This window comes from Serratia sp. 2880STDY5682894, assembly GCF_001537385.1.
Classification (GTDB): domain Bacteria; phylum Pseudomonadota; class Gammaproteobacteria; order Enterobacterales; family Enterobacteriaceae; genus Serratia; species Serratia nevei.
Genome location: NZ_FCJA01000002.1, coordinates 268,548 through 282,175 on the forward strand (window position 1 = coordinate 268,548; position 13,628 = coordinate 282,175).

Below are 13,628 nucleotides of genomic sequence, written 5' to 3' on the forward strand. Positions count from 1 at the left end.
GGGTTCCTGAAGGCGAAAGCGCTACGCTGGGTTTTGCGAAGAATGCTGATGGCCTGTTGGTTGAGAACAGATGACTTTACCGTAATTCATTAATATTTCTAATGAATATATTACCTGGATTGCGCTGTGTCAATCATGGGAAGAGGAATACGGGACGTTAGCTTGATGAGGGCTTTATACGTTCACTCCCGGGGCGTGGGCGGCAGAGCCTGCAGCTGAATCACCAATTCCGCCAGGCTGGCGGCCTGCATTTTCTCCATCACTTTCGCCCGGTGAACCTCCACGGTGCGCAGCGCGATATTCAGCCGCTCCGCCATTTCCCGATTCATCATGCCCCGCACTACCAGCTGCGCGATGTCGCGTTCTTTCGGCGTGAGCGTGCGGTAGCGGCCGTAAGTTTCATGGCGTTGCCAGGCTGCGGCCGAAACCCGGTGCGCGCGTTCGAGGGCGGCGATCAGCGGTTCAGCGGCGATCGGTTTTTGCAGGAAGTCCACCGCGCCGTACTTCATCTGCTCCACCGCCATCGGCACGTCGCCATGGCCGGACAGGAACACCACCGCCAGCGTGCTGCCGAGGCGGCGCAGCTCAGCGTAGGCCTGGTGCCCATCGAGTTTCGGCATCCTCATGTCCAGCAAGACGATCCCGGTCTGAAACAGGTCGGCCTGCGCCAAAAAGTCGGTGCTGTCATTCCAGCACTGCACGTCGTGGCCGAGGCTGGTCAGCAAAAAATGGCAGGCGTCGGTGACGGCGACGTCATCGTCCACCAGATGAATTAGCGACATGGTTTTCCTCATCGTTCAATATGAAATGCAGCGTTACGCACAGCCCATTGCGGCTGTCGGGGGCGGGGCGGTTAGCCAGGCGGATTTCGCCGCCGCCATAGCGGGCCAGGCGCCGGCAAATGGCTAACCCCAGCCCCATGCCGCCGGCTTTGGTGGTGTTGAAGGGACGAAAAGCCTGTTCCAGCCCGGCCGTTGTCATGCCGCCCGCGTTGTCCTGCAGATGCAACTCGATCGCCCGTTCGCTCTGGGTGGCGGAAAGCCAGACGGCATTGGCCCCGGCCTGCGCCGCATTCAGCAGCAGGTTCGCCAGCAGCTGTTCCAGCAGCGCCGGCGGCAGGGTTAGCGTCAGCGAAGGCGCCACGTTGTTGAACAACGTCAGGCCGGGATAGCGCTGCGTCAGGCGCAGCAGCGCCCACACCCGCTCGGCGGTTTCGCTTACCGCAGCGGGCTGCCAGCGCGTTTGGTCTATCGCCTCTGCGGTGGGCTGTGCCCACTGGCGCAGGTTATGAATCGTCTCGCCGCCGCGCTGCGCCTGTCGGTCGATATTTTCCAGCGGCCCCAGCAACGGATGCCCGGCGTCCGTGTTGCGCAGTTGGATCAGGCATCCTTGCGCATAGTGGCGAATAGCCGCCAGCGGTTGATTGAGCTCGTGTGCGAAGCCGGAGGCCATCTCCCCCAGGACGTTCAGCTGCCTGGCGTTCTCCAGCGCCTGCTCCTGCCGCCGCAGTTGCTCTCCGGCATGGAGCAACTGCCGCCCGCGCCGGCGTACCAGCAGCGCGATCCAGATGTGGTTGACGATCAACAGCGCCAGCACCGCCAGAGACAGGCCGACGGCCGTCTGATGCTGGATCAGCCAGCTTTTGATATCCAGCCACAGCCGCCGCTGTTCCGGGTGCTGATTGACGGCGCGCAGCAGCGCTTCCACCTCGCTGGTCGAGGCCGGTGCGCCCCACAGGAAGGGTGACTGCGGCGGTGCGGTCAGCAAGGCTCTTGCCACCGCATCCACCAGTGAGTTATCCAGGCCGGGCAGGGCGGCGAACGACCAGTTGGGGTAAAGCGGCGTGCTGGTAACGCAGGGAACCGACGTGGCCTGTTGCAACAGCGGGCGAAAATCCGCCGGATTGATCAGGCCTTCCTGATCCATTTTCTCCAGCAGGCAAACGGGGACGATGGCGGCCTGAATGGCGCGTTCGCGCAACAGATAGAGCAGGGCGTCGGCAGGGAAACCGGTAAAGCGCAGGTGAAAATCGCGCTCGGGCCGTATGCCGGCGTCGCTGAGCGCCTTATAACCGGTCAGATAGCCGCCGAAGGCCTGCGGATCGATGGCGCCCACCGTTTTGCCCATCAGCGCCTGCGGCGTCGTAATGCCGCTGTCGCGCCGCACCAGAATCACGCTGCCGATGATGTTGCCCGTTGCCCGGTCGCCGTTGGCGGCGCGTAACGACGCCAGCCAGCGCAGATGATAGTGGCTGTTCAGCTGCACAAACTGCGCCGGATTGGTGACCACGAACTGCACGCTGCCCCGATTGACCGCCTCGCGCATCTGCGCCAGATCGAGCGGCCGCAGGCGGAAGCGTTCACCGCCGACGCTGCCGTTGAGCCTGTCGATCAGCGGCTGCCAGTCACGCGCGGTCGCCGCATCGCCGCGCATCGCCAGCACGCCGACCGACCACTCGCCCGCCTGTGCCGCCATCCCCCAGCCGAGACTGAGCAGCAGTAATAACACGACCCTCACGGCCCCTCCTGATGGGCAATCTGCCTGCCGTCACTTGTTTTAGATCAACGTTAGGTTCGGTATGTGGTTAACCACAATAGAGCTGAGCCCAATGCCATTTTTACACTGTAAATCATCGACATTGTTTATTCATCTAACGGGCATCAATAGCGTGATCGGGGTGATGCCCAGGGTGTGGGAGAGGCGCATGGATTTCGGTAAACGGCAGTTTTTGCAGCGGCTGGGCGTGTTGACGGCGGGGGCCTCGCTGATCCCCATGGCGGAAGCCGGGCTGACGTGGGCGCCGACGCGGCGCGAGGGGGATGTTCGCCGACGCTATGCGATGCTGATCGACCTGCGGCGCTGCGTCGGGTGCCAGGCCTGTACCGTGAGCTGCGCCATTGAAAACCAGACGCCGCACGGGGAGTTTCGCACCACGGTAAACCAGTACCAGGTCAGCCTCGAAGGCGAAGCGGTGGCGACCAACGTGCTGCTGCCCAGGCTGTGCAACCACTGTGACAACCCGCCCTGCGTGCCGGTATGCCCGGTGCAGGCCACCTTCCAGCGCGAGGATGGGATCGTGGTGGTCGACAACAAACGCTGCGTGGGGTGCGCCTATTGCGTGCAGGCCTGCCCGTACGATGCCCGCTTTATCAATCACGCCACCCAAACGGCGGACAAATGCACCTTCTGCGTGCACCGGCTGGAAGCGGGATTGCTGCCGGCGTGCGTGGAGTCGTGCGTGGGCGGGGCGCGGATCATCGGCGACATGCGCGATCCGCACAGCACGCTGAGCAAGCTGCTGCGGCGCCATGAGGCCGAGATCAAAGTCCTCAAGCCGGAGAATCAAACCGCGCCCCACGTCTTTTATCTGGGGCTGGATGACGCCTTCGTCACGCCGCTGCCGGGCCGGGCGCAGGTCGCCTTATGGGGGGAGGGACGATGAGCCGCCAACTGATGATCGCAGAAGTGCTGAGCCAGCCGCAGGCGGTGAGCTGGCTGCCGTGGGCCGTGCAATATTTCTTCTTTATCGGCATCGCCGCCTGCGCCGCGCTGCTGGCCTGCGTGTGGCGCTGGCGCGGTGGAGATAACGCCGCGCATCTGGAGCGCATGGCGCTGTTTATCGGGCTGACGTGCGCCATCACCGCGCCGCTGGCGTTGACCGCCGATCTGCATCAAACCGCCCGTTTCTGGCATTTCTACGCTTATCCGACGCCCTGGTCGTGGATGCCGTGGGGGGCGCTGTTCTTGCCGCTGTTTACCTTGTTGATCGGCCTGTGGTTTATCGCGGTCGAATTTACGCGGCTGACGGGCAGGCGGGTGGCGCTGCTGCGTGGGATAGCGCCCGCTTGTGCGCTGGTAGCTATCGGCCTGCTGTTGTACACCGGGCGTGAGGTTTCCGTTGTGCGCGCTCGCCCCATCTGGTTCAGCTACGGATTTCCGATCGTGATGTTCCTCAGCGCGCTGCAGGCGCTTTTGGCCTTGCTGCTGCTGACACTGCGCGAACCGCCCGGCCTGCAGGCGCCACTGGCGCGCGGGATGCTGCTGACGTTACTGCTGCTCGGCGGGGCGATCCTGCTGTGGGTATGCGGCGATACGCTATCCGGCACGGCGATACGCCACTGGCTGCAGACGCAGGCGACGGCGCGCCAGTATGCCGCCGGGTGGATCGCGCTGTGGGCACTGGCGCTGGCGTGTGCCGCCTGGGCCGCCTATCGACGTTTGCCGCGCGGCGGCGCACCGCTGCTGGTGGCCGGCGCGCTGGGGCTGAGCTGGCTGATGCGCTGGACGCTGTTGATCGAGGTACAAACCCTCCCGAAATACAACGCGTCTTATTCCCTCTATAGCCTGCCGCTGGGTACCGACGGCTTGCTGGCGATCGTCGGCACTTTCGGGCTGTGGCTGGCGTTAATGATCATGGTGCGTGAAGCACAGGCGTTTTTATTGCGGAGAAAACAACATGGCTAAACTCACCCGGCGTCAGTGGTTGAAAGTGGGCCTGGCCTTCGGCGGGTTGTCCGCTTTTGGCCTGAGCTATCGTGAGGTCGCCAAACGGGCGATCGACGGCTTGATTCACGGCACCTCAGGGCGGGTGACGTTGGATCGCATCAACGGCAACTCTCTGCTGCCCGAAGGGCGGGCAGTGCCGGAATGGCAAGGCAATCCGCAGCAGGCCATCTCGATGACCCAGTGTTTCGGCTGCTGGACGCAATGCGGCGTGCGGGTTCGGGTGGACAGACAGACCGATCGGGTATTGCGCATTGCCGGCAACCCTTATCATCCGCTGTCTCAGGAACGGCACGTCGACTCGGCGTTGCCGTTGCAGGAGGCGTTGGCGCAGCTGGGCGGCGAAAGCGGCCTCGACGCCCGTTCCACCGCCTGCGCGCGCGGCGCCACGCTGCTGGAGGGGCTTTACAGCCTGCTGCGCGTGCTGGAGCCGATGAAACGCGTCGGCAAGCGCGGCGAGGGCAAGTGGCAACGTATCAGCTTCGAGCAGTTGATCGCTGAAGTGGTGGAGGGCGGCGATCTGTTCGGCGAGGGGCATGTGGACGGCCTGCGGGCGATCCGCGATCTGGAAACGCCGATCGACGCCCGGCGGCCGGGGCTGGGGCCGAAAGCCAACCAGCTGCTGGTGACCAACGCCGGTGACGATGGGCGCGACAGCTTCCTGCGGCGCTTCGCCCAGAACAGCTTCGGCAGCAAAAACTTCGGCGCGCACGGCGCTTATTGTGGGCTGGCCTACCGTGCCGGCTCCGGTGCATTGTTGAACGATCTGGACAAGAACCCGCATGTGAAACCGGACTGGGAACAGGTCGAATTCGCGCTGTTTATGGGCACCTCGCCGGCGCAGTCCGGCAACCCGTTCAAGCGTCAGGCCCGGCAGCTGGCCAGCGCCAGATTGCGCAGCGAGTTTCACTATGCGGTGGTGGCGCCGGCGCTGCCGCTGACCACCACGCTGGCGGACGATCATGGCCATTGGATCCCGATATTACCGGGCACGGACTCGGCGCTGGCGATGGCGATGATCCAGTGGATCCTAGACAACCGGCGTTATCAGGCCGGCTATCTCGCCATCCCGTCGGAGGCCGCCATGCAGCGTGCCGGCGAGAAGAGCTGGACCAACGCCACGCATCTGGTGATCGCCGAGAGCGAGCACCCGCTGGCGGGGCAGCATCTGACGCTCGCTCATCTGAACGGCGCCGAGTCGGCGTCGCCGCTGGTCGTCAACGGCGCGGGGGAGCTGGTGCCGGCCGAGGCGTGCGACCGTGCCGAGCTGTGGGTAACCCGCACGGTGACGCTGCACGACGGCGCGCAGGTGGCGGTGAAAAGTGGTTTCCAGTGTCTGAAAGAGGCCGCCGATAAACTGTCGCCGGAGGCGTACAGCCGGGAATGCGGCGTGCCGGTGGCGCGCATCGCGGCGCTGGCCGAGGCTTTTACCGCCCATGGGCGCAAGGCGGCGGTGATCGCCCATGGCGGGATGATGGCGGCAAACGGGTTTTACAATACCTGGTCGGTGATGATGCTCAATGTGTTGATCGGTAACCTTAGCCTGGAGGGTGGAGTGTTCGTCGGCGGCGGTAAATTCAACGGCTTCGCCGAGGGGCCGCGCTATAACCTGGTCGAGTTTCCCGGCCTGGTAAAACCGAAGGGGCTGAATATCGCGCGCAGCAAGGCCGCTTATGAAACCTCCGACGAATACCGCGAAAAAGTGGCGGCGGGCATTTCACCCTGGCCGGCCAGGGCGCCCTGGTATCCGTTCGTCGCCGGGCAGTTGACCGAGCTGCTGACGTCGGCGCTGGCGGGGTATCCGTACGGGCTGAAAGTCTGGATCTCGAACATGACCAACCCCTTGTACGGTATCGCCGGGTTGCGCGGCGTGGCGGAGGAACGATTGAAAGATCCGGCGCGTTTGCCGCTGTTTATCGCCATCGATGCGTTTATCAACGAAACGACGGCGCTGGCCGACTATATTATCCCGGATACCCATAACTTTGAGAGCTGGGGATTCAGCGCCCCCTGGGGCGGCGTCGCCAGCAAGGCTACTACCGCGCGCTGGCCAATAGTGACGCCGGCGACCGCGAAAACGGCGCAAGGGCAGCCGATTTCCATGGAGGCGTTTTGCATCGCCGTCGCCAAACGCCTGGCGCTGCCGGGGTTTGGCGATCGCGCGATCGGCGACGGCCAGGGCGGGCTGCTGCCGCTCAACCGCGCCGAGGATTATTATCTGCGCGCCGCCGCCAACGTGGCGTTTGCCGGCAAGGCGCCGGTGCCGGCCGCGAGGACGGAAGAGCTGGCGCTGTGCGGCGTCGATCGCTTGTTGCCGCAGCTTGCGCAGACGCTGCGCGCCGATGAAATCGACCGCGTGGCGTTTATCTACAGCCGCGGCGGCCGCTTCGCCGATCATGACAGCGGCCGCCGCGACGGCAGCGTGGGCAACCGTTGGGAGAAGCCGCTGCAGATCTGGAATGCGGAAGTGGCAAAGCACCGCCATGCGATCACCGGCGAGCGTTTCAGCGGCTGTCCCACCTGTTACCCGGCGCGTTTGTCGGACGGCCGCGCGGTGGAAGAGCTCTACCCTGAGCGACAGTGGCCGCTGCGGCTGATGTCCTTCAAATCCAATGTGATGAGCAGCTCCACCGCGGTGATCCGGCGCCTGCACGACGTGAAGCCTGTGAACCTGGTGGCCCTAAACCCGGCGGACGGGGTGCGTTTCGGCATTCAACACGGTGACTGGGTGAGCATCAGTACGCCGGGCGGCAGCCGGGAGGCGCAGATCAGTTTGCTGGCGGGGGTGATGCCCGGTGTGATCGCGGTGGAACACGGTTACGGCCACCGGGAGATGGGCGCCAGCCAGCACTACCTGGACGGCGAACCGCTGGCGATGGATGAGCGCATCGCCGCCGGCATCAACCTTAACGATTTGGGCTTTGCCGATCCGACGCGCGAAGTGCCGAACACCTGGCTGGATTGGGTAACCGGTGCGGCGGTGCGCCAGGGCATTCCTGCGGCGATCGTCAAACTTTCCGCGTAAACGGCAGACGAAAAAAAACCTGCTGTAACAGCAGGTTTTCTTGAGCTTGGTCGGCATGAGAGGATTATGCGCATCTTCGATGCTTGCCCTGCGGGCCGTTGCTAAAGCAACGTGGTCTCACTGCGCTCGGCTCAAACCTCCTTCGGAGATTCTCATCCTCTCAGCGTGCAGACGAAAAAAAACCTGCTGTAACAGCAGGTTTTCTTGAGCTTGGTCGGCATGAGAGGATTCGAACCTCCGACCCCCGACACCCCATGACGGTGCGCTACCAGGCTGCGCTACATGCCGACGCTATGAAAATTCATACTACCGATTCCCGATGTTAATGCAAGCGCCTCGCCACTTGATTGCTTTAGTTTTAAGCAGTTAGTTGGCGATAAAGCGTTTTACATCGGTCAGCACCTGCAACAGCAGAGCAAGCTGCGGTTTCTCGTCTTTTATTTCATCGCCGTTCTGATCGTAGACGCGATAGTTGCCGCTGTTGTCCAGCATCAGCGTCTGCGTCGGCGTGGTGATCACCAGCTGATTGCCATCGCCGGTGGCGATCCAGTTGTTGCGGCGCTGGGCGGTGAACAGATCTTCGCCCTGCGAATAATCTTTCGGCGCGGTCTTCACGTGCAGCAACCGTTGCATCAGGGTGCGCATCACGTCGTTATGGCCGGTCAGCTTGCTGATGGTCTGGGCCGGGGTGCCCGGCCAGTGGATCACCAACGGTACCTGCAGCTGCGCCTGGTTGAAGCCGTTGCCGGCCCCCCATTGGCCTTTGCCGCTGTCGTTGAATTCGACGCCGTGCTCGGCGGTGATCACCACCACGGTTTTGTCCAGCAGGCCGCGCTGTTTCAGGGTGTCCAGCACCAGGGCTATCTGGGCGTCCACGTCTTGCACGCCGGTACGATAGCGCTGGATAAAGTCGGCCGGCGCCGGGGTTTTGGCACCTTCGGCCGGCTCGGCGCCGCTGAAGTTGATATAGGAGAACCACGGCTCTTTATCGCCCTGATCCGTCAGCCAGCGCTGCCATTGCTGCGTGGTTTGCGCGTCGCTTTGCGGCGCCGGCGTCGGCAGCGAGAAGTCGGTCAACAGGGCCTGACGGTACAGGCTGGCGTTGAAGCCGTCGGAGGAGAACAGCCCCAGCTGGTAGCCTTGATCGCTGAGCGCATTGATCAGCGCCGACGGCTTGCGCCCGGCGAGCACGCTGTCCAGATAGGTCGGGGAAATGCCGTAGAACAGGCCGAACAGCCCGGTATCGGCATGGTTGCCTGAACTGTAATGATCGCTGAAACGCACGTTTTCCTGGGCGAAGCGCGTCAGCGCCGGCATGTCTTGCGCCACGTCTTTGGCGCGAATGCCGTCTACCACGATCATCAGCAGGTTATAGCCGCTGCCTTTATCGCCGTAGCTGAGATCGCTGAGCGGATATTCCACCGCCACCGCTTCCGGATTGCCTTGTTGCACCAGGCGGCGCTCATACTCTTGCTGGTCGAGCAGGCCGTGTTTTTCGAGGAACTTGCGCGCGGTCATCGGGTACGAGAGCGGCAGGTTGGCTCGCTGCATGGTGATCGGGCGATAGAAGTTGGCGTCGGCCCAGATATAAATCAGGTGCGACGCGAAAAAGGCGCTGATAAACAGCGCCGCCAGCGGCTTGCCGAAACGGCGGCGATTCAGGCTGCGCAGCTTTTGCCAGCTCCAGGTGCCGAACAGCATCTCCACCAGGAAGATCACCGGCACGCAGATAAACATCAGCTGCCAGTCGCGCGAAAGCTCGCTTTGGTCCGGGTTGACCACCAGATCCCACACCACCGGATTGAGGTGCAGGTGGAAATGGGAGAACACTTCGCTGTCGACCAGCAACAGCGTGAGCCCGGCGGTGGCCAGCGCGGCGGAAATAAATCGCAGCAGCCGCTGCGACATCACCACGAAGGTGAGCGGGAAGATCACCAGCAAATAGCCGGCGAACACGATAAAGCTGAAATGCCCCAGCAGGCTGACCAGAGCATAGACGCGGCCCAGCAGGGAAGCGGGCCAGTCGGTGACAAACAGGTAGCGGCTACCCAGCCCAAGGGCGAGCAGAATGTTGAATAAGGCGAACCAGTGCCCCCAGCTGATCATCTGGGAGACTTTTTCACGATAACGCTGACGGTTTGTCACCATAAGTCAATATTAATGCGCTTTATCTTCACGGACAGAAGCCTGCAGGGCTTCCGCGAACGATCTCGCCAGGGTTTTCCGCTGCGCGGGGGCAACGCTGGTGTTGATCAAATTAGTGACCATGTTGCCCAGCACCATCAGGGAAAGATCGGTGGGGGTATGGTGTTTTTCCAGAACATTGACCAGCTCTGAGAGCAGTTGTTCAACGTGTTCGTCACTGTAACGGGATGATTGTGGCATAAAATTGCGCTTAGTAATCTGCAAAGTGCTCTATCTTACCGTATAGGACAGTGATTTTCCGCTCTTTTATCACTTCCTGTCATTCGGGAAATCGTTCGCCCGCGCCGGGGCGGCCCCTCGCTGCGCCTTTCCGGTTTGCCGCAGTTTTTTAGTATTGCAGGGCGGGGCCTTCAGTGTTTGAATACGCGCCTAAAGAACAGGAGGATTTACCATGAGTCTGGATATCGACCAGATCGCTCTGCATCAGTTGGTGAAACGCGACGAGCAAACGCTGGACGTGGTGCTGCGCGATTCCTTGCTTCCCGCCAACGCGGCGGTAGAAGAAATGATGGCGGAATTGCATCGCGTCTACAGCGCCAAGAGCAAGGCCTTAGGCCTGTTCAACGAAGGCAGCGAACTGGCGGAAGCGCTGCGCACCTGCCGCAAGGACGATAAAGACTTTCTGGCCTTCAGCCGCGCGGCGACCGGCCGCCTGCGCGACGAACTGGCGAAGTATCCGTTCGCCGAAGGCGGCGTGGTACTGTTCGGCCAATACCGCTATCTGGCGGTGGAGTACCTGCTGATCGCGGTGTTGAACAGCCGTAACAGCATGCGCGTCAACGAAGAGCTGGATATCAACACCACGCACTATCTGGACATCAACAACGCCGATATCGTTGCGCGCATCGATCTGACCGAGTGGGAAACCAACCCGGAATCGACCCGCTACCTGACCTTCCTGCGCGGGCGCGTGGGCCGCAAGGTCGCCGACTTCTTCATGGACTTCCTGGCGGCGTCCGAAGGGTTGGACACCAAGGCGCAAAACCGCGGGCTGCTGCAGGCGGTAGACGACTATTGCGCCGATGCGCAGCTGGACAAGAACGAGCGCCAGTCGGTGCGCCAGCAGGTGTACAGCTACTGCAACGAACAGCTGCAGGCGGGCGAAGAGATTGAACTGCAGGCGCTGTCGCAGGAGCTGTCGCCGGTCGGCGAGAAAGACTTCATGCAGTTCTCCAGCGAGCAAGGGTATGAGCTGGAAGAGAGCTTCCCGGCGGATCGCGGCACGCTGCGCCAGCTGACCAAATTTGCCGGCAGCGGCGGCGGCATCAGCCTGAACTTCGACGCCATGCTGCTGGGCGAGCGCATTTTCTGGGATGCGGCCACCGACACGCTGACCATCAAAGGCACGCCGCCGAACCTGCGCGATCAGCTGCAGCGCCGGACCGGCAGCGGCAAGTAAGCTTGCCGAATCGCAGACAATAAAAAACGCCGCAATTGCGGCGTTCTTTATTTCGGCGTCCCGAAAGGTTCGAAAACGTAGCGATTAAACGCGAACGAAGTCGATGTGAGCCAGTTTTGGCTTGAACGGGTGACGCTGTACAGCCTGAACCTTAACTTTGGTTTCTTTACCGTCGATAACCAGAGTTACTGCTTCGCTGTAGAATTCTGGTTTAGCTTCCATGTTCTTAACAGAATCATGGTCCAATTCGATGGAAACTGCAGCTTCTTTGCCACCGTAAACGATAGCTGGGAATTTGTTTGCTGCACGCAGGCGGCGGCTCGCACCTTTACCCTGGTCTTTACGTACTTCTACATTGATAGTGAACATTGTTTTTTCTCTTAAAAGAAAATTTACCCTGCTACAGGCGACCCAAGTAGCAAGTTCGGAAACCCGCTTTAACGCTGGGCAGGCCCAGGTAAAGCGCGCGGCATTTTAACGGAAAGCCGCCCGCAGGGCAACGAAAACCTGCCCAGGTTGGGGACAGTTCGCTCAGGCCAATTGATTGGCGCGGCGGAAACGGCCTTGATAATCGAACACTTTCTCGCGCACCTGCCAAAACTGCCCGCGTTTGCGCGCCACCACGAAATCCGGATGGCGCAGCGCCTGCTGTTGCGCCAGCACGTCGGCGGCGGTGTGCCAGGCGAACGGCACGCCCGGCGCGCGCTGATGCGGGCGCAGGAACAGCATCTCGAACGCTTTGCGCTGCGCCGGCGTCTGCAGGCGGAAGCGCTCGCTGGTGCTGGTGCCGTCCTCGTCGTAATAGGTGGCCTTCAGCCATTCGCCCTTGTCGTCGCGGCCGCTTTGCAGTTCCATGCCGCCGCAGCGCAGCACCAGCGCATCTTTCAGCTTCAGCGCCGCTTTCAGCATGTCGTCGGGATCGACCAGCACTTCCTGGCACTGATGGCAGCGGCGCGCGGCGATGTCGTTCTCCGCGCCGCAGTGCGGGCAGCTCTTGAATCGGAAGCGGTAATCGCACTGCTCGCGGTGGCCGTCGTCGTCCTCCAGCCAGCCCTGACAGCGGCGGCCGTAGTGCTCGATGATGTCGCCGTTTTCGGTGCACTTGCCCCAGAACAGGTTGGCGAAGCCGCAGGCCGGGCAGAACACCTGCACCGGTTGGCTGTCACCGTGCGGCTTGCTGACGCCGACCTCCGGCGTGAACAGGTCGTGCGGGTTGCCGGCGTAGTCGAGGATCAGGCAATCCTCCTTGCCGGGCGCCAGCCGCAGCCCGCGGCCGACGATCTGCTGATACAGGCTGACGGACTCGGTCGGGCGCAGGATCGCGATCAGATCGACGTGCGGCGCGTCGAAGCCGGTGGTCAATACCGCGACGTTGACCAGATAGCGCAGCCGCTGCTGTTTGAACGCCTCGATCAGCGCATCGCGCTCGGCGGGCGGTGTTTCGGCGCTGACCAGCGCGGCCTCGCCGGTCGGCAGCAGGCCGTGGATCTCGCGGGCGTGCTCGACGGTGGCGGCGAAGATCATCACCCCTTTGCGATCTTCGGCGTACTCCACGATCTGGCTGATGATGTGCGGCGTGACGCGGTTTTGCCGCTTCAGCTCGCGGTTCAGATCCGCTTCGCTGAACAGGCCGTTGCTTCTGGCTTCCAGCCGGCTGAAATCGTACTGCACGATCGGCATGTCCAGCCGCTCAGGCGGTACCAGGAAGCCGTTCTTAATCATATAGCGCAGCGGCAGCTCGTAGATGCAGTCGCGAAACAGGCTGGCGCCGTCGCCGCGGGTGAAGCCGTGGTAGTGATACTGGTAAATCCAGCCCTTGCCCAGACGATAGGGCGTGGCGGTCAACCCCAGCAGCCGCAGCTGCGGGTTGGTTTTCTGCAAATGCTGGATGATTTGCTGGTACTGGCTGTCGTCGTCATCGCTGATGCGGTGGCATTCATCGACGATCAGCAGCGAAAAGGCGCCGTCGAACAGCGGCAGGTTGCGCGCCACCGACTGCACGCTGCCGAACACCACCTTGCCGGCGCTCTCTTTCTGCTGCAGGCCGGCGGCGAAGATGTCCGCTTCCAGGCCGTAGGCGCAGTATTTGGCGTGGTTTTGCGCCACCAGTTCCTTGACGTGCGCCAACACCAGCACCCGCCCGCGGGCGCGCTTCGCCAGCTCGGCGATCACCAGGCTTTTGCCGGCGCCGGTCGGCAGCACGATCAGCGCCGGTTCGGGATGCCGCCGGAAATGATTGATGGTGGCTTCGACCGCTTCCAGTTGGTAGGGGCGTAGGGTAAAGGCCATAAATGAACGCCGTGGGTTGGGATGGGCCGTCGGGAAGCGGCTTTGTCACCGCTGCTCCCACAGAAACCGTGACATTCTACTCCCCGGACAGCCGAAAAATTTCTATTATTATGCCTTCTACGCGCGCGCGCTGCGAGGAGCGTGAAAATTACCTCTGTCGGGCAACGCGCTGTGCCGCTATACTCGTGTGACAGCAATCGCTGTTCC

10 protein-coding genes, 1 tRNA gene and 1 other RNA gene are annotated in these 13,628 nt (G+C 62.3%); 4 read left to right on the forward strand and 8 right to left on the reverse strand.

All coding sequences use genetic code 11. From position 1 onward, the window contains the following. Positions 1–182 precede the first annotated feature (182 nt). Positions 183–782: a tetrathionate respiration response regulator TtrR gene (gene ttrR, locus AWX27_RS06095; RefSeq protein ID WP_060420151.1), complete on the reverse strand. Its 600-nt coding sequence runs from the start codon at positions 780–782 to the stop codon at positions 183–185. Continuing rightward, positions 754–2,475 carry a tetrathionate respiration histidine kinase TtrS gene (ttrS, locus tag AWX27_RS06100; RefSeq protein WP_230200956.1) on the reverse strand — a complete coding sequence of 574 codons (1,722 nt, stop codon included), beginning with the start codon at positions 2,473–2,475 and terminating at the stop codon, positions 754–756. The genes ttrR and ttrS overlap by 29 nt, the downstream gene beginning before the upstream one ends. 229 nt (positions 2,476–2,704) lie before the next feature. On the opposite strand from ttrS, the gene ttrB reads away from it, so the two are divergent. Genes ttrB through ttrA form a run of 3 tightly spaced genes read left to right on the forward strand, consistent with a single transcriptional unit; the run spans position 2,705 to position 7,528 of the window. Further along, complete coding sequence (gene ttrB, locus AWX27_RS06105) at positions 2,705–3,442, forward strand: tetrathionate reductase subunit TtrB (RefSeq protein WP_060420154.1); 738 nt, start codon at positions 2,705–2,707, stop codon at positions 3,440–3,442. Beyond that, positions 3,439–4,464 (forward strand): tetrathionate reductase subunit TtrC, encoded by a 1,026-nt coding sequence (ttrC, locus tag AWX27_RS06110; RefSeq protein ID WP_060420157.1) that lies wholly within the window; start codon positions 3,439–3,441, stop codon positions 4,462–4,464. Before ttrB ends, ttrC begins: the two co-directional genes overlap by 4 nt. Then, positions 4,457–7,528: a tetrathionate reductase subunit TtrA gene (gene ttrA, locus AWX27_RS06115; RefSeq protein WP_060420159.1), complete on the forward strand. Its 3,072-nt coding sequence runs from the start codon at positions 4,457–4,459 to the stop codon at positions 7,526–7,528. Before ttrC ends, ttrA begins: the two co-directional genes overlap by 8 nt. A 47-nt stretch (positions 7,529–7,575) precedes the next feature. On the opposite strand, the gene AWX27_RS06120 is transcribed toward ttrA, so the two are convergent. The 4 genes from AWX27_RS06120 to AWX27_RS06135 all read right to left on the reverse strand — a co-directional run bounded on the left by AWX27_RS06120 (position 7,576) and on the right by AWX27_RS06135 (position 9,913). Then, positions 7,576–7,705: non-coding RNA, RtT sRNA (locus tag AWX27_RS06120), on the reverse strand. Positions 7,706–7,739: 34 nt separating this feature from the next. Next, positions 7,740–7,816: transfer RNA gene (locus AWX27_RS06125), tRNA-Pro, on the reverse strand. A gap of 78 nt (positions 7,817–7,894) precedes the next feature. Further along, positions 7,895–9,676 (reverse strand): LPS biosynthesis-modulating metalloenzyme YejM, encoded by a 1,782-nt coding sequence (yejM, locus tag AWX27_RS06130; RefSeq protein WP_060420162.1) that lies wholly within the window; start codon positions 9,674–9,676, stop codon positions 7,895–7,897. A 9-nt stretch (positions 9,677–9,685) separates the two neighbouring features. Further along, positions 9,686–9,913, reverse strand: a complete 228-nt coding sequence (locus AWX27_RS06135) for a YejL family protein (protein WP_004935782.1) — start codon at positions 9,911–9,913, stop codon at positions 9,686–9,688. 211 nt (positions 9,914–10,124) lie between these two features. On the opposite strand from AWX27_RS06135, the gene yejK reads away from it, so the two are divergent. Continuing rightward, the gene (gene yejK, locus AWX27_RS06140) at positions 10,125–11,132 is read left to right on the forward strand and encodes a nucleoid-associated protein YejK (protein ID WP_060420164.1); all 1,008 of its coding nucleotides are present in this window, start codon (positions 10,125–10,127) and stop codon (positions 11,130–11,132) included. 84 nt (positions 11,133–11,216) lie between these two features. Here the strand turns inward: yejK and rplY are convergent, their stop codons facing one another. Both rplY and AWX27_RS06150 read right to left on the reverse strand, forming a co-directional pair. Continuing rightward, complete coding sequence (gene rplY / locus AWX27_RS24400) at positions 11,217–11,501, reverse strand: 50S ribosomal protein L25 (protein ID WP_019453645.1); 285 nt, start codon at positions 11,499–11,501, stop codon at positions 11,217–11,219. Positions 11,502–11,663: 162 nt separating this feature from the next. Further along, positions 11,664–13,421: a DNA repair helicase RadD gene (locus AWX27_RS06150; protein WP_060420168.1), complete on the reverse strand. Its 1,758-nt coding sequence runs from the start codon at positions 13,419–13,421 to the stop codon at positions 11,664–11,666. Between the last annotated feature and the right edge of the window lie 207 nt (positions 13,422–13,628).

Coding starts and splice junctions, on each gene's coding strand:
- ttrB (WP_060420154.1), top strand. CDS start 2,705: ATGGATTTCGGTAAACGGCAGTTTTTGCAGCGGCTGGGCGTGTTGACG.
- ttrS (WP_230200956.1), bottom strand. CDS start 2,475: ATGGCGGCACAGGCGGGCGAGTGGTCGGTCGGCGTGCTGGCGATGCGC.
- yejM (WP_060420162.1), bottom strand. CDS start 9,676: ATGGTGACAAACCGTCAGCGTTATCGTGAAAAAGTCTCCCAGATGATC.
- AWX27_RS06150 (WP_060420168.1), bottom strand. CDS start 13,421: ATGGCCTTTACCCTACGCCCCTACCAACTGGAAGCGGTCGAAGCCACC.
- ttrR (WP_060420151.1), bottom strand. CDS start 782: ATGTCGCTAATTCATCTGGTGGACGATGACGTCGCCGTCACCGACGCC.
- yejK (WP_060420164.1), top strand. CDS start 10,125: ATGAGTCTGGATATCGACCAGATCGCTCTGCATCAGTTGGTGAAACGC.
- ttrA (WP_060420159.1), top strand. CDS start 4,457: ATGGCTAAACTCACCCGGCGTCAGTGGTTGAAAGTGGGCCTGGCCTTC.
- rplY (WP_019453645.1), bottom strand. CDS start 11,501: ATGTTCACTATCAATGTAGAAGTACGTAAAGACCAGGGTAAAGGTGCG.
- ttrC (WP_060420157.1), top strand. CDS start 3,439: ATGAGCCGCCAACTGATGATCGCAGAAGTGCTGAGCCAGCCGCAGGCG.
- AWX27_RS06135 (WP_004935782.1), bottom strand. CDS start 9,913: ATGCCACAATCATCCCGTTACAGTGACGAACACGTTGAACAACTGCTC.